Source organism: Micromonospora yasonensis, from assembly GCF_026013475.1.
GTDB lineage: Bacteria > Actinomycetota > Actinomycetes > Mycobacteriales > Micromonosporaceae > Micromonospora > Micromonospora yasonensis.
The window spans coordinates 28,898-42,256 of the sequence record NZ_JAPDPH010000002.1; the positions used below are offsets into that span (position 1 = coordinate 28,898).

Annotated in this window: 15 protein-coding genes and 1 tRNA gene; 9 read left to right on the forward strand and 7 right to left on the reverse strand. The window is 72.1% G+C overall.

The window, feature by feature from the left end; all coding sequences use genetic code 11:
* The first annotated feature begins 93 nt into the window (after positions 1-93).
* The 3 genes from ONA70_RS00760 (at position 94) to ONA70_RS00770 (ending at position 2,500) form a co-directional block, all read left to right on the forward strand.
* Positions 94-1,062 carry a sigma-70 family RNA polymerase sigma factor gene (locus tag ONA70_RS00760; RefSeq protein WP_265004330.1) on the forward strand — a complete coding sequence of 323 codons (969 nt, stop codon included), beginning with the start codon at positions 94-96 and terminating at the stop codon, positions 1,060-1,062.
* Positions 1,063-1,396: 334 nt separating this feature from the next.
* Positions 1,397-1,906, forward strand: a complete 510-nt coding sequence (locus ONA70_RS00765; RefSeq protein ID WP_265004331.1) for a hypothetical protein — start codon at positions 1,397-1,399, stop codon at positions 1,904-1,906.
* 255 nt (positions 1,907-2,161) lie between these two features.
* Positions 2,162-2,500, forward strand: a complete 339-nt coding sequence (locus tag ONA70_RS00770) for a dihydrofolate reductase family protein (protein ID WP_265004332.1) — start codon at positions 2,162-2,164, stop codon at positions 2,498-2,500.
* Between the two features lie 106 nt (positions 2,501-2,606).
* Here ONA70_RS00770 and ONA70_RS00775 read toward each other — a convergent pair whose 3' ends face one another.
* Together ONA70_RS00775 and ONA70_RS00780 are read right to left on the reverse strand one after the other, a co-directional pair.
* Complete coding sequence (locus ONA70_RS00775; RefSeq protein WP_265004333.1) at positions 2,607-3,788, reverse strand: hypothetical protein; 1,182 nt, start codon at positions 3,786-3,788, stop codon at positions 2,607-2,609.
* A complete protein-coding gene (locus tag ONA70_RS00780; protein WP_265004334.1) occupies positions 3,781-4,308 on the reverse strand; it encodes a SigE family RNA polymerase sigma factor in 528 nt (175 codons plus the stop codon). The genes ONA70_RS00775 and ONA70_RS00780 overlap by 8 nt, the downstream gene beginning before the upstream one ends.
* Positions 4,309-4,464: 156 nt before the next feature.
* Here ONA70_RS00780 and ONA70_RS00785 point away from each other — a divergent pair, with 156 nt between their 5' ends.
* From ONA70_RS00785 to ONA70_RS00795, 3 genes are all read left to right on the forward strand, one after another.
* Positions 4,465-5,016 carry an alpha/beta hydrolase gene (locus ONA70_RS00785; RefSeq protein ID WP_265004335.1) on the forward strand — a complete coding sequence of 184 codons (552 nt, stop codon included), beginning with the start codon at positions 4,465-4,467 and terminating at the stop codon, positions 5,014-5,016.
* A gap of 102 nt (positions 5,017-5,118) precedes the next feature.
* Positions 5,119-5,904: an arsenate reductase/protein-tyrosine-phosphatase family protein gene (locus tag ONA70_RS00790; protein WP_265004336.1), complete on the forward strand. Its 786-nt coding sequence runs from the start codon at positions 5,119-5,121 to the stop codon at positions 5,902-5,904.
* Between the two features lie 3 nt (positions 5,905-5,907).
* Positions 5,908-6,309 carry a VOC family protein gene (locus tag ONA70_RS00795; RefSeq protein ID WP_265004337.1) on the forward strand — a complete coding sequence of 134 codons (402 nt, stop codon included), beginning with the start codon at positions 5,908-5,910 and terminating at the stop codon, positions 6,307-6,309.
* A gap of 56 nt (positions 6,310-6,365) precedes the next feature.
* Here the strand turns inward: ONA70_RS00795 and ONA70_RS00800 are convergent, their stop codons facing one another.
* Together ONA70_RS00800 and ONA70_RS00805 are read right to left on the reverse strand one after the other, a co-directional pair.
* A complete protein-coding gene (locus ONA70_RS00800; protein WP_265004338.1) occupies positions 6,366-6,854 on the reverse strand; it encodes a class I SAM-dependent methyltransferase in 489 nt (162 codons plus the stop codon).
* 986 nt (positions 6,855-7,840) lie between these two features.
* Complete coding sequence (locus ONA70_RS00805; protein WP_265004339.1) at positions 7,841-8,212, reverse strand: hypothetical protein; 372 nt, start codon at positions 8,210-8,212, stop codon at positions 7,841-7,843.
* A gap of 424 nt (positions 8,213-8,636) precedes the next feature.
* Between ONA70_RS00805 and ONA70_RS00810 the strand changes: the two genes are divergently transcribed.
* The gene (locus ONA70_RS00810; RefSeq protein ID WP_265004340.1) at positions 8,637-9,635 is read left to right on the forward strand and encodes a tyrosine-type recombinase/integrase; all 999 of its coding nucleotides are present in this window, start codon (positions 8,637-8,639) and stop codon (positions 9,633-9,635) included.
* Between the two features lie 80 nt (positions 9,636-9,715).
* Here ONA70_RS00810 and ONA70_RS00815 read toward each other — a convergent pair.
* Positions 9,716-9,791 (reverse strand) — tRNA-Arg (locus tag ONA70_RS00815).
* A 169-nt stretch (positions 9,792-9,960) separates the two neighbouring features.
* Between ONA70_RS00815 and ONA70_RS00820 the strand changes: the two genes are divergently transcribed.
* The gene (locus tag ONA70_RS00820) at positions 9,961-10,695 is read left to right on the forward strand and encodes a hypothetical protein (protein ID WP_265004341.1); all 735 of its coding nucleotides are present in this window, start codon (positions 9,961-9,963) and stop codon (positions 10,693-10,695) included.
* A 9-nt stretch (positions 10,696-10,704) separates the two neighbouring features.
* On the opposite strand, the gene ONA70_RS00825 is transcribed toward ONA70_RS00820, so the two are convergent.
* Together ONA70_RS00825 and ONA70_RS00830 are read right to left on the reverse strand one after the other, a co-directional pair.
* Positions 10,705-11,733 (reverse strand): alpha/beta hydrolase, encoded by a 1,029-nt coding sequence (locus ONA70_RS00825; protein WP_265004342.1) that lies wholly within the window; start codon positions 11,731-11,733, stop codon positions 10,705-10,707.
* 88 nt (positions 11,734-11,821) lie between these two features.
* The gene (locus ONA70_RS00830; RefSeq protein WP_265004343.1) at positions 11,822-12,220 is read right to left on the reverse strand and encodes an HPF/RaiA family ribosome-associated protein; all 399 of its coding nucleotides are present in this window, start codon (positions 12,218-12,220) and stop codon (positions 11,822-11,824) included.
* A 291-nt stretch (positions 12,221-12,511) separates the two neighbouring features.
* On the opposite strand from ONA70_RS00830, the gene ONA70_RS00835 reads away from it, so the two are divergent.
* Positions 12,512-13,270, forward strand: a complete 759-nt coding sequence (locus ONA70_RS00835) for a single-stranded DNA-binding protein (protein WP_265004344.1) — start codon at positions 12,512-12,514, stop codon at positions 13,268-13,270.
* Positions 13,271-13,359 lie beyond the last annotated feature (89 nt).

Sequence of the window (13,359 nt, forward strand, 5' to 3'; positions counted from 1 at the left end):
GGCGCCTCGCCCGGACTCATCGGCCCGCCGGCGATGAATTCCGGGCACCGGGGCGGTAGGTATGTGGGTGAGCGCGGCGGAGAGGGCGGAACGGTGAGCGTGACCAGCGAGGACTTCGATCGACGGACCGGCCCGTACCGGCCGGAGTTGCTGGCCCACTGCTACCGGATGCTCGGCTCGGTGCATGAGGCGGAGGACCTCGTGCAGGAGACGCTGCTGCGCGCCTGGCGGGCCTTCGACCGGTACGACGACCGGCGCGCCTCGCTGCGTACCTGGCTGCACCGGATCGCCGCCAACGCCTGCCTGACCGCGCTGCGCGACCGCGCCCGCCGGCCGCTGCCGTCGGACTTCGTGGCGGCCAACCCGGACCCCGACGCGCCGATGGTGGTGGGCGAGGTGCCCTGGCTGCAGCCGCTGCCGGACGCGCTGCTCGATCCGGCCACCGTGGTGGCCGCCCGGGGCAGCCTGCGGCTCGCGCTGGTCGCCGCGATGCAACTGCTGCCGCCCCGGCAGCGGGCCATCCTGATCCTGCGCGAGGTGCTCGACTGGTCGGCCGCCGAGGTCGCCGAGGCGTTGGCGACCACCCCGGCGGCGGTGAACAGCGGCCTGCAACGGGCCCGGGCCCGGCTCGGCGCGGTGGCCGTCCACGAGGAGCAGGTCGCCGAGCCGGCCGACCCGGAGCAGCGGGCGCTGCTCGACCGGTACGTGGCGGCGTTCGAGCGGGGCGACGTGACCGCGCTGACCCGGCTGCTCACCGACGACGCCGTGCTGGAGATGCCGCCGGTGCTCAACTGGTACGTCGGCCGGGAACGCTACGGGCGGTTCATCGCCCGGATCCTCGCGCTGCGCGGGACCGACTGGCGGCTGCTGCCCACCACCGCGAACGGGCAGCCCGCGCTGGCCGCGTACGTGCGGGACGGGGACGTCCACCTGCCGCACACCGTGCAGGTGTTCACGCTCCGCAACGGGCGGATCAGTCGCAATGTGGTCTTCCAGGACCGGGCGGTGTTCGCCGCCTTCGGGCTGACTCCCCTGCCGGCCGCCGGGGTGGCGGTCAGCTGACCGACCGGCGTTCGGGCTGCCGCCCTGCACACCGGCCCAGGTCGCCCGTCGCTGTCCGTCGGGCCACGATGCCGGCACGTGACGGTGTGACATCTGGCGCCGGGGCGGCGCTGAGGGGCACGGAACGAGCGCACCGGGCCGAGGACCAGCACGTCCGCGGCGTCGCCGACTGATCACTCAGCGGTGTCGGGTACGCGGTGGCCGGCCACCCCAGCCGGCCCCGGGTCGCCCCCCGGCGCGTCCGTCTCGTCTCCCGGCGCCGCCGGGAGACGCGCTGCTCCGGAGGCACGCCGGGCGGCAGGTCCGGATGTCCACCCCTCAACGGAGTCATCAGATGTCACAGTTCGCCCTCGCGAAACTGCTCACCCTCAAGGTCGGCACGGCGGTCCTCGCCGTCACCGCCACCGGTGGGGTCGCTTTCGCCGCCGCGACCGGCAACCTGCCCAACCCCCTCACCGACCCGAGCGCCAAGCCGTCGACGCACGCCTCGGGCAGGCCGTCCGAAGCGGCCGACCGGGGCAAGGGTCCGGCTGACGCCAAGGGCACCCCTTCGCCGAATCTGGTCGGTCTCTGCCGCGCGTACCAGGCCGGTGCCGGCGACAACCCCGGCAAGGCGCTGGCGAACCCGGCGTTCCAGGTGCTGGTCACCACCGCCGGCGACAAGGAGAAGGTGGCGGCGTACTGCGAGACGCTGCTCGCCGACGCGAAGGGCAAGCCGAGCCAGGCCGCTCGGCCGACCGCCACCCCGAGCCACCCGACGGGCAAGCCCAGCGCCCGCCCGACCACCGCCGGGACCGACACCCCGGAGGCTGGCCACAAGCCGACCGTCCGGCCGACCAACTGACCTCCGACGCCGGGCGGGCACACCCCCCCTCCCGCCCGCCCGGCGTCGGCATCGCGTCCCCGCGCGGATGACCAACCCCCCGGTCCTCCGCAGGGCGTCGCGATCCGCGCCCGATGGCGCGGCGAGGCGGCGGCCTGGTCCCGCGGGCCGCCGCCTCACCTCATCCGGACGGGTCGGGGTGACCGGAGCCGGCCGTATCGTGGTCGGATGCGGAACTCGCGGCGGTCCTGGCGGCCCTGCCGCAGCCGCCACTGAGTGGACGTCATCCAGGCCACAGAGCTGACCTGGTCGGGCTCGCACCGCCTGGACGGCGACCTGGCCACCGCGGTCGGTGAGCTCAAGAGCCGGCCCGGCGGCGAACTCCAGGTGCACGGCAGCGGCGTGTTGGCGCAGTCGCTGATGCGCGAGGGGCTGATCGACACGTACCACCTGCTGATCTTCCCGGTGGTCCTGGGCCGCGGGCGGCGACTCTTCGCCGAGGGCGTGCCGCCGGCTGGCCTGCGCCTGACCGACACCCGCACCTCCGGCAGCGGGGTCACCATGCTGACGTACGACAGCGCCGGCGTGCCGACGTTCGGCACCGTCGGCGCATGAGGCGCGGCGGCCGATGCGCGCCGCCGTACGTAGGATCGCCGGGGCTGGCCGCGGCCCGGCCGGTGGCGGAACCCCGCCACCGGCCGCACCCGTTCTCAGCGTCGGGTCAGCACCGCCACACGCGTGGGCCGAGGTTCCGGTTGTCGCCGCCACTGGTCCGCGCGTGCCCGACCACCAGCCCGGTGTCGGACACGGCCGCCGCCAGGCCGGTCTGCCCGCTGGGCACGGGCAGTTCGATCGGGGCGCCGTCGCGCAGGACGGCGCCACTGGCCACGACCCAGCCCGACGCGTTGACCGACTCGCCGGGACCGTCCGTCGGCAGTTGGCTGACCTCGCCGGTCCGGAGGTTCCACAGCGCCGCCGACTGGGACGGCCACAGACCGCCCGTCGCCCAGTCGCCCCGCGTCGCGTAGGCGGCGCCGGTCTCGCCGGCCGGCACCTTCAGCTTCCGGCCGTTGCCCTTCTGGTCCCACACGTACGCCGCGATGCCGACACCGTTGCGGTACATGGTGCCGACGATCTCGCCGTCATCGGTGATGCCGAAGGCGTCGCCGTCGGTGGGCAGCGGCAACGTCACCGGGGTCGTCTGTCCCGCCTTCCAGAACAGGATGATGCTGTCCTTGCCGCCCGAGTTGCCGCGCGGCTCCGCGTTGATGACGACGTCGCCGGCCGCGTTGATCGCCGGAGTCGGGTACACGTGCCACTTGCCCGGCGGCATACGCAACCGCGTGTACGCGCGCTTCTCGTAGCGGAAGACGTACTCCTGTTTGGCGTTCTCCACGAGGCCGACCACGACGCCGCCGGCGTTGACGGCCGTCACCTGGACCGACTTGCCGGGTAGCGGCAACGCCTGCGGCTTCCCGTCGGTCCACAGCACCGGCCGGAAGTCCTGCCCGACCACGCTGTTGCCGATGACGTACCGCCCGGTCGGATCCACGCCGCTGGCGGTGAGGTCCGTCATCCCGGACGGCACGGGCAGTTCGGCCACCGGACACGCGCCGGCCGACGGGGTCGGCGCCGTCGACGCGGTCGCCTCCGCCGAGGCCGGCACCGACGCCGCGGCCGGGACGCTGGCCGGGGCCGTCCCCGGCCGCGCGCCCGCTGTGGTCACGATCGACGGCACCGCCAGCAGCAGGGCTGTCGCCAGCGCCACGCCTCCGGCCCCCTGAACCGAGCGGCGGCGAAAGGCGCGCCGGCGACCGGCGCGGACCAGTTCGTCGATCTCGACGCGGCTGGCCGGCACGTCGACCTCGCGCAGCCGGTCCCGCAGTTCCTGTTCCTCATTCATGACGGACTCCTCCTCCCTGTGCGAGCGTTACCGGACGTCCTGTCGCAAGGACCTCGCGCAGGGCGGCGAGGCCGCGTGAGCACTGGCTCTTGACGTTGCCCACCGAGCAGCCGAGGGCTTCCGCGGTCGCCTCGACCGACAGATCACCGAAGTAACGCAGCACCACGACGGCCCGCTGACCCCGGGGCAGCGACCGTAGCGCCGTCAAGAGCGCGTCCCGCTCCTCGACGGTGTGGTCGGCGGGGGCGGGCAGTTCCGGCAGGCGGTCGCCGAGCAGCACCTTGGACCACCCGCGCCGCCGCTCGTCGAGGTAGCGCCGGACCAGGATCCGGTGCACGTACCCGTCGAGATTGTCGGCGCCGGCGGCCCGTTTCCAGTTCACGTAGAGCGCCGTGAGCGTCGTCTGGACGATGTCGTCCGCCTGGTAGGCGTCGGCGCAGAGCAGGTACGCCGTGCGGTGCAGGCGGGGTAACCGTGCCGTCACGTACTCGACGTACTCCCGTTCGAGGTCGGGCCGCATCGTGCTCCCTTGATCAGCCGGCGTGGACGTTGGACTCTGGTCGTCTCTTTGTCGGCGGCGGCCGGAAGGAAGGTTGCACGGGCCGTCACTCGGTCTGCCGGTCATGGCGCTGACGGGTAGGTTGCCGGATGGAGACGGGCCACGGGGAGGGATGGCATGTCGGCGCAGCGGATGGTTCTGGTCATTCCGGGTAGCGGTGGCTGCTGGCATGTGCCGCACCAGTTCTTCGCCGCCGAGGCGGCGCAGGCACGCGGCGCGCGCCTGCATCACCTGTCCTGGCACGGCGAGATGCCACCCGAGCCGGCGGCCCGGGGCCCGTGGGTCGTCCCGCAGATCGCGGCGGCGCTGCGCGAACTGACCGATCCGCTGGTCATCGCCAACTCGCTCGGCACCCTGGCCGCGGATCTCGCCGCCGGTGAGGGGCTGCCGGCCATCTGGCTCACCCCGTTGCTGCACCGCCCGGAGGTGGTCGACGGCCTGCGCCGGGCCACCGCGCCCTTCCTGCTGATCGGCGGCACGGCGGACCCCAGTTGGCGGCCGGGCCTGGCTCATGAGCTGTCGCCGTACGTGTGCGAAGTGGTGGACGCCGATCACGGGCTCCGCGTGCCAGGGCCGCTCGCGAGGTCGGCGGCCGTGCTGGGCGAGATCGCCACGGCGGTGGAGGACTTCCTCGACCAGGTGCTCTGGCCCGCACCACCCGCCGGGTAGTGCCGCAACCTTCCGCTGCACGACCGGACCGACGAAGCCGTGCGGCACGAGTTCGTCGCCCGCTCCGCTTTCGATCAAATCAGTTTGATGTATTCTCGACTCATGGCTGCGTCGAGCCGAGCCGCACCAGCTTTCCTGCGCTTGGCCGCCCACCCGCTGCGGTGGCGGCTGCTGGCCGAGCTCGCCGGCAGCGACCTGCGGGTCCGCGAGCTGGTCACGCGGATCGGCCAGCCGCAGAACCTGGTCTCCTACCACCTGCGGCTGCTGCGCGACGGCGGCCTGGTCACCGCCAGCCGGAGCAGCTTCGACGGCCGCGACAGCTACTACCACCTGGATCTGGCCCGCTGCGCCCAGGCGTTGGCCGGCACCGGTGCCGCGCTGCACCCGGCCCTGGGCATGGGGGGGGGCGGCAGCACGCCGGCGACGTCGGCGAACGGGCAGCGGGTGGCCGTGCTGTTCATCTGTACGGGTAACAGCGGCCGCTCACCGATCGCCGAAGCGCTGCTCCGCCACCGCACCGCCGGGGCCGTGGAGGTCACCAGCGCCGGCAGCCGCCCCGGCCCGCGACTGCATCCCCACTCGGTGCGGGTCCTGCGCGACCGGTACGCCGTCGACATCGCCGGTCAGCGTCCCCGCCACGTGGACACGCTGACCGGTCGCCGCTTCGACTACGTGATCACCTTGTGCGACAGGGCACGTGAGGTCTGCCCGGAGTTCGGTGACCACGCTCGCCGCATGCACTGGAGCATCGCGGACCCCGCGTCGGCCGGCGACCGCGACCAGGCCGGCTACCCGGCCTTCGTCCGCACCGCAGGCGACATCGACACCCGCATCCGCCATCTGCTGCCTGTCCTCGCCACCCGACAATCGGTGACTCAAGGAGGTTGAGCCATGACCGGAACCGCACCGTACGCCAGCGTCCGCTACCTGGTCGACGACGTCCAGGCAGCCGTCGACTTCTACACGACCCACCTGGGCTTCAGCCTGAGCACCAACGCCGTGCCCGCCTTTGCCGACGTCGTCCGCGGCCCGTTGCGGCTACTGCTGTCCGGGCCCGCCAGCTCCGGCGCCCGGGCCACACCCGAGGATGCCGCGACTCCCGGCCGTAACCGGATCCACCTCATCGTCGACGATCTGAACGCCGAGATCGACCGGCATCGAGCCGCTGGGCTCTCCTTCCGCAGCGACCCGATCTCCGGCCCCGGGGGCCGCCAGATCCTGCTGGCCGACCCCGCCGGCAATCTGATCGAACTGTTTCAACCGGCCCGTCCCGGCGGCACCGCGAAACCCTGACACCGGTTGTGCTGAAGGGGGCCCGAACCGACGGCCGTGGATCGGTGGCTGTCGGTTCAGCCCACCCGATCGTCGTACGGGATGGACCCGAAGCCCTCGTTCCACTCGTCCTGGTCGACGGTGTGGCGGCCGATGTAGAAGCAGTCGGGCTCTTCACGGAAACCAGGCAACTTCCTGGCTCGCGCTATCCGCGACTCCGCTCGTGCCTCCGACGAGTAGACCCCCATGACGAGGGGCCAGGCCTGGCCGGCGGGCAGGGATTCCAGGTCGCCGTGCCGGAGACGATCCGCACGGTCGGGGCGGCGTCGCGCGAGCTGGTGGATCGCCTCGTCGGAGACGTCCAGGCCGAGAACGTCGATACCGCCGTCGACCAGTGGCAGAAGGTTGCGGCCGTTGCCGCAGCCGACGTAGAGGCCAGCGGTGATGCCCTCCGCGGTGGCGGCCAGGAGGATGTCCTCGACGAACGCGACGGGCGGATCAGCGACGTACCGGCCCCGGCGGTACTCCTCGTTCCAGGCGTCGGAAGCGGACCTCGCCATACTCATCGCGACAGGGTTCCAGATGACGGGCGCCTATGAGGACCGTGGCCGGCGGCCTGGCTGTGCGGATGGACAAGATCGGGTTGGCGCTTGTGGGAGCCGAAGCAGCGGGAGTGTTTCGTCGGACCGCGATCGAGCGATCAGATCAGCGCGTCGCATGGGAACGGACGGACCAGGCCTTCTTCGCTGCCATCCGCTGGAGCGCGTCACGATTACCGACAGCCTCGCCGAGTTCTGCGGGAAGCACCACCACCGCATGCCGAACCAGTATTGGCGCGACCCGGTGCCCCGTGCTCGCGATTACGTGGGCCGGCACATCCCGCCTTGGGCGTAGCGCCTTGATGGAGATCGACCGGTCGGGCAGAGGCAGCCTGTCGACCTGGGACGACGGTGGTGCGCCCGGCAGGATTCGAACCTGCGGCCTTGGGATTAGAAGAAGATCGCGGATGGCTGGTAGATGTACCCTGCCGCTGCTCAACTGGTCTGCCGCTGTCGGGCTGCGTCGGCTCTAGCTGAGTGGCTTGGCTGTACGGATGGCTGTACGGCTGCTGGATGGAGGAGGGCACTGGTGCGGGGCGCGTACGAAGGTGACCAGGTGACTCTCACGTTGAGCCGCGGTGAGGTCGGCCGCCTGGCGGCCGTCTTGGCGGAGGCGACTGCTGGTTCATCCCGTGCCGAGTTCTTCATCCGAGCCGTGCCGAGTTCTTCATCCGAGTCGGCTGCTCGCGGCCCAACATTGAAGCGCTCGTGCATGCGCTTGAGTCTCTGGCAGCAGGTCGCTCGACTGGCTTTGAGATCCAGCTGGCGGCAGGGGTGGAGCGAGAAGAGAACCCACCTCGGCCGAGGCAATGAACGGGCACCGTCAGCTTGGAAGAGCGTGCTCAATCGGCCGTGATGCCCGAAACACCTGCGGCCGGCGGCAGAGCCGAATGCCGCTCGTGCCCGCTCATGACCGCTGCGCGCCACCGTTACTGGCCCGTGGATGGCCCGGCCTACAGCTCCTCAGGAGCGGGCCGAAGCAGACCTAGTTGCGGGTCGAAGCAGACAAGGCCGTGTTCGGCCGCAATTCGTGCAGCACCGGCCGACACCTCGTTGCAGCGGCTATACACCATCGGGAAGTAGATGAACGGTCCCGATGCCTCCTTGATCAATGGCCCCGTCGACCACGGGCTCCGCTCATCGTCGTCGTCCTCAGTAAGGTCGATCCACTGCTCAAGCAGGGCTTCGACGTAGGTTCGGATACGCGGCGTCGGCGGGATCGCGCCTTTACCGACGTACCTCTCGTAGAGCGCCTTGAAGGTGGTCAGCGCTGCGGCGTTGTCAGGGGGCCTGTCACCTTCCCAGACCGCCAAGTCGTAACTCATGCGCCGGAGTGTGCCAGCCAGCGCTGACATGTCGCGCAGCAACAGCTACGGGGCGAGCGGTGGAAAGCGGATCTCCTCGTCGGGCAGTCACCGACCGACCAGTCTCCCCGGACGGGGACAAGGTGGAGCGCCCTACCGGACGAACGACCTTGGCCCCGTCCGGGGAGACTGGTAGCCCTTGCGGTGCCCGGCGAGGTGATCCACTGCGGCATCTCTGAGGAGGGCCGGGGTTCGGGGCAGAGCCCCGAGGTCTTCAGGTCCTGGTCGTCCCCAAGCGTGGCCGGCCGGCCCGGCCGATGCCGGCCGGAGGTCGCCAGCAGGCCGGGGCCGGGCCGGCGCGGCCCGCTTCGCGGGCCGCCTTGATTTCGGCTGGGGCGAGGGCAAGCGGTCGCGGAAGTGGGTCTACGGCAAGACGGAGCGGGAAGTGCTCGGCAAGCTGGCTGACCTTCGCCGCCGCCAGGAGCAGGGGCAGAACCTTGGAGCTGCGCCTCGGACGGTCGGGGAGTGGCTGGATGAGTGGTTGCGAATGAAGGAGCGCGACGGAACCCGGCCGTCAACGTTGCAGGGCTACCGAAAGATCATCGAGAACCACGTCCGACCGACTCTCGGCAAGCTGGCGCTCGACAAGCTTTCCCCAATAGCCATCCGCCGGCTGCTGGCAGAGAAGACGGACGCGGGTCTGTCGCCCACAACAGTCCGCCACATCCACAGCCTGATCCGGAACTCCCTCGCGGATGCGGAGCGGGACGAGCTGGTGCACCGCAACGCCGCGAAGTCCGTCCGTCCGCCGGCCATGCGCCAGGTTGAGCGCCGCGCCCTGGGCGTGGACGAGGCCAAGCGGCTGCTCGACGTGCTGCGGGGTCATCGCCTTGAAGCGCTCTACGTCTGTGCTCTGACGGTCGGGCTTCGTCGCGGGGAGCTGCTCGGGCTGGCCTGGTCGGACATCGACTTCGACGCCGGCACCCTGACCGTTCGGCAAACCGTTCAGCGCGTAGGGGGCCGGTTGCAGCTCCTGGCACCCAAGACGGAGCGGTCCCGACGGACGGTGCCGGTGCCGGCGCAGACGCTCGCGCTGTTCCGAGCTCATCGGAGGCAGCAAGCCGCGGGCCGACTGGCGGTGGGGGAGCGGTGGCAGGATCACGGCCTAGTCTTCCCGTCCAAGGTGGGAACGCCGATGGACCCCGACCACATCGACCGGACCTGGTACAAGATCCGGGCTGCGGCTGGCCTGGACTGGCTGCGGCTGCACGACCTGCGGCACGCCTGCGCCACGTTCCTGCTCGTGTCTGGTGCGTCGCCTCGGACGGTGATGAAGGTGCTCGGTCACAGCCAGATCGGGCTGACCATGAACACCTACGCACACGTCCTGCCCGAGATCGAGCGGGCCGCCGTGGACGAGGCCGCGAAGCACCTCTTCGGCTGACTTGGCTGTACGAATGGCTGTACGGGGGCCGTGGTGACCGAACGGGCCGGGAACGACAAGCCGTTGACCTGGGGTGGCGGTGGTGCGCCCGGCAGGATTCGAACCTGCGGCCTTGGGATTAGAAGTCCCCTGCTCTATCCGCTGAGCTACGGGCGCGCGGCGACGTGTCGCGCCAAGAGGGTACCGCCGTACCGGGGTTCGCCGGGCGAACGGGTGGTCGTGGCCACGCCGGTGATCAGGGTGCCATGAGCGGCCCCTCGACGACATCCGGGATACGGCGGGTCCGGGGGCGGCGGCGGGGCCCGGTTTCCGTACCCTCGGCGTCGTGCTGCTCGACCAGGAAACCGAGAACGAGATCATCTACGAGCTGTGCCAGCTGCTCGGCCGCGCCATCCTGCCCCTCAGCCGGGCCGACCGGCCGGACGGGGCCGGCCAGGGCCACGGCACGGCCTTCTTCTACACCGAGCTGGTCGGCACCACCGACGACGGGGAGGTGGTGCACGAGTGGCTGCTCACCGCGGACGCGTCGACACGGGGCGCGTACGGGGAGATCGGCCTGCGGCCCAGCATCACCGAGCCGGCGGACGCGGCGTCGGAGGCGATCGAGCTGCCCGGGTTCGCCGACCGGTGGCTGCACCTGCCGGAGACCGGCGTGGCCGCCATGCCCACCGGCGGGCTGCACGGGTACGCCGACGACCGGGGCTGGTGCTGGCGTACCCAGCAGGTGACCCACGCGGTCGCCGCGGACGCCGAGGCGGTCGCCCGGGTCGGCGCGGCGCCGGCGTTCGTGCTGGCCCTCGGCGTCGCCGACGACGGGTCGCGGCCCCTCGAGGCGGTGATCGAACGGGTGGCACGGGACGGCGACGCCCTGCGGATCGCCACCGAGCTGCCCGCCGGCTACGTCGGCGCGCCGGTGTTCGGCGTCGAGACCGGCCCCGACGGTGAGCTGGCGCTGCGCTGCCTCGGCCTGGTGCTGCCGGCCGAGGTCGGCGGTCACCCGGTGGCCACGTTCGACCGGATCCGGGCGGCCCTCACCGAGGTTACGGCCGGTTTCCGCTGACCGGTCGGCTCAACCCTCGGCGCCCGCGCCGGCCCGGTCCTCGGCCGGCCGGCGCGCGGCCGGTGGTCCGACGGGCCGCGGGTCGGTCGGCCCGGCCCGCAGGAACGCCTCCGCCCACCGCCCGACCTCCGCGAAGACCTTCTCGCGTACGGCGGGGCCGGAGAGCGTGAGGTCGTGCAGTCCGCCGTCGAAGCGGGCCAGGGTCACGTGCGGGCCGAGCCGGGGCGCCCAGCGGACCATGTGCTCCACGTCGAGCACCGCGTCGGCGAGGGTGGCCGAGTCGTGCCACTTGGTGCCGCGGTAGCTGCGGGTGGAGCAGGCCAGCAGCACCGGCACCTGGATGTCCAGGCCGGCCCGCAGTTGTCGCTGCCCGGCCCGGATCGCGTGGAGCCAGCCGGCCCGCACCGGGAACCCGGCGAGCGGCTTCCAGGCCAGGTCGTACCGCCACTCGCCGCGGTGGTCGGCGTGCAGGCTCTCGCCGTACACGGTGCCGAGCCCGAACGGGAGGATGCGGTGCGGCGCCCGGCGGCCCAGCCGGGAGACGGCGGCCGCGAGGGGTCGACGGACCAGCCAGGGCGCGTTGATGTCGAAGAACGGGCTGTTGAGGACGATCCCGTCGACCAGGCCGGTCTCGCGGCGGGCGTGCGCCCAGAGCGAGATGATCAGGCCGCCGGTGGAGTGGCCCATGGCGAGCAGGGTGTCGTGCCCCTCGTCCTCGCGGATGATCTTCGCGGCGGCGTCCAGCTCCGGGAAGTACTCGCTCAGGTCGCGGCAGAAGTTCGGGGTCTGGTGCGGCTGCAGGCTACGGCCGTACTTGCGCAGGTCGAGCGCGTAGAAGTCCCAGCCCCGCTCGGCGAAGAAGTCCGCGACGTGGGTCTGGAAGAAGTAGTCGACGAAGCCGTGCACGTAGAGCACGGCTCGGCCGGTCGGGCGTTCCGCCCGGCGGCACACCAGCGTCGCGACGACCGGCCCTTCGTCGTCGGTGCCCAGGTCGATGGTCTGCCGCTCGTACGGCGGTCCCAGCACGTCGGGTTCCACGACCGCGACGGTACGCCGCCACGCTACCCGGCGGTAGCCCCCGCGCCCCGTCCGCTCGCACTGCCCATGGACGGGGCGCGGGGCCTGCTCAGGCCGTCTCGCCGCCGGTGGGCTCGACGCCGCCCTCGTGCGGGCCGCCCTCCCGCAGGTGCTTGTTGTGCCGCGGCTCCTGCCGCGTCTTCGCGTCGTTGAGCCGCCGGCGCAGATCGTCCCGGACGTCGTTCAGCGCGGCGTGCAGGTCATCCTCGGCGGAGATGGTGACGATCTTCTGCCGGCCCGCGATCCAGCACTCCAGGGTCACCTTCTGGCCCCGGGAGTCGCGGTCCTTCACCGACACCGCCAGCTCGGTGGCGTCGGCGTGGAACCCGGCGAGCCGGGAGTCCAGGGTCGCGAACCGCTCCGCGATCCAGACCCGGTCGCCCTGGGAGAACCCGGTGCCGACCCGCAGGCACTCGGCCACGGTCGCGGGGCTCGCCACGGCGTTCATCGCGCGGCCTCGCAGACGTCTCGGAGAAGCATCGTCGCTCCCTCTCTCTCGGGGTTGATCAACGCCATACCCAGTCGGTGGGCGTCCGGAAACGCTTCACCCGCCGGCCACCCCGATCATGCTGCGGCGCGGGCCAGCGGCACAGGGACCGTGGTCCCTAGCAGACGGGACCTTGATCAGGTCGTTGTCCACAGCGCGCCCCGTCGTCCACAGCTGCGGGGCGTGCGGCTGGTGGCGGGGCCGGCGCGGGTCGAGGCTCGACCCGACAAGCCGAATCTCCCTGGAGGGGCGATGTTCGATACGTACGTCACTATCGTCGGCAACGTGCTGACCGCGCCCGAGTGGCGCCGTACCACGCAGACCAACACCCTGGTGGCCAACTTCAAGGTCGCCTCGACCGCCCGCCGGCTGGACCGGGATTCCGGCCGCTGGGTCGACGGCAACAGCCTGCGGGTGCGGGTGAACTGCTGGCGGAAGCTGGCCGAGGGGGTGGCCGCCTCGGTGATGGTCGGCGACCCGGTGGTCGTCGCCGGCCGGCTCTACACCCGTGACTGGACCGACGACGCCGGCAACCACCGCACCCTCTACGAGTTGGAGGCGGTCGCGGTCGGGCACGACCTGGCCCGGGGGCGCAGCCGCTTCCTGCGCAACCGTCCGAGCATGGCGACCAGCACCGTGGATGACGCCGAGGCGGAGCGCCGGGTGCACGGTGAGGCGACCGAGTCGGTGCCGGACGGGCAGGCGCCGGCCTCGCTCGACGACCGCCCGTTCGACGACGAGTTCGAGGTGCTGGATTTCGCCGACCGTCGTGGCGGGCTCGCCGACGACCTGGACGGGCCGCCGACCGGTGACTTCGACGTGGCGGCCGACCCGTTCGACGATCTGGCCGACGAGGCCGGGGTCGAACGGGGCGGTGACGACGAGGACGACGACGAGGTGACCACCGGGCCCGGCGAGACCGGCGAGCCGGCGCCGGCCGGTGACCCCGAGGGCATCACCCCGACCGGTCGCGGCCGACGGGGCGGGCGACGGGCACCGGTGCCCGCCTGAGCCCAGGCGGGTCGTGCAACGGGGGAGCGGGGTGGCGACGCCGGCGTGGCCACCCCGCCGTACGACTAGGCTGGCCGGCCGGAGGTGGT

Excerpts from the sequence above, each read along its gene's own strand:
- ONA70_RS00765 (WP_265004331.1), top strand. The coding sequence starts at position 1,397 with ATGTCACAGTTCGCCCTCGCGAAACTGCTCACCCTCAAGGTCGGCACG.
- ONA70_RS00775 (WP_265004333.1), bottom strand. The coding sequence starts at position 3,788 with ATGAATGAGGAACAGGAACTGCGGGACCGGCTGCGCGAGGTCGACGTG.
- ONA70_RS00780 (WP_265004334.1), bottom strand. The coding sequence starts at position 4,308 with ATGCGGCCCGACCTCGAACGGGAGTACGTCGAGTACGTGACGGCACGG.
- ONA70_RS00785 (WP_265004335.1), top strand. The coding sequence starts at position 4,465 with ATGTCGGCGCAGCGGATGGTTCTGGTCATTCCGGGTAGCGGTGGCTGC.
- ONA70_RS00790 (WP_265004336.1), top strand. The coding sequence starts at position 5,119 with ATGGCTGCGTCGAGCCGAGCCGCACCAGCTTTCCTGCGCTTGGCCGCC.
- ONA70_RS00795 (WP_265004337.1), top strand. The coding sequence starts at position 5,908 with ATGACCGGAACCGCACCGTACGCCAGCGTCCGCTACCTGGTCGACGAC.
- ONA70_RS00800 (WP_265004338.1), bottom strand. The coding sequence starts at position 6,854 with ATGAGTATGGCGAGGTCCGCTTCCGACGCCTGGAACGAGGAGTACCGC.
- ONA70_RS00805 (WP_265004339.1), bottom strand. The coding sequence starts at position 8,212 with ATGAGTTACGACTTGGCGGTCTGGGAAGGTGACAGGCCCCCTGACAAC.
- ONA70_RS00830 (WP_265004343.1), bottom strand. The coding sequence starts at position 12,220 with ATGAACGCCGTGGCGAGCCCCGCGACCGTGGCCGAGTGCCTGCGGGTC.
- ONA70_RS00835 (WP_265004344.1), top strand. The coding sequence starts at position 12,512 with ATGTTCGATACGTACGTCACTATCGTCGGCAACGTGCTGACCGCGCCC.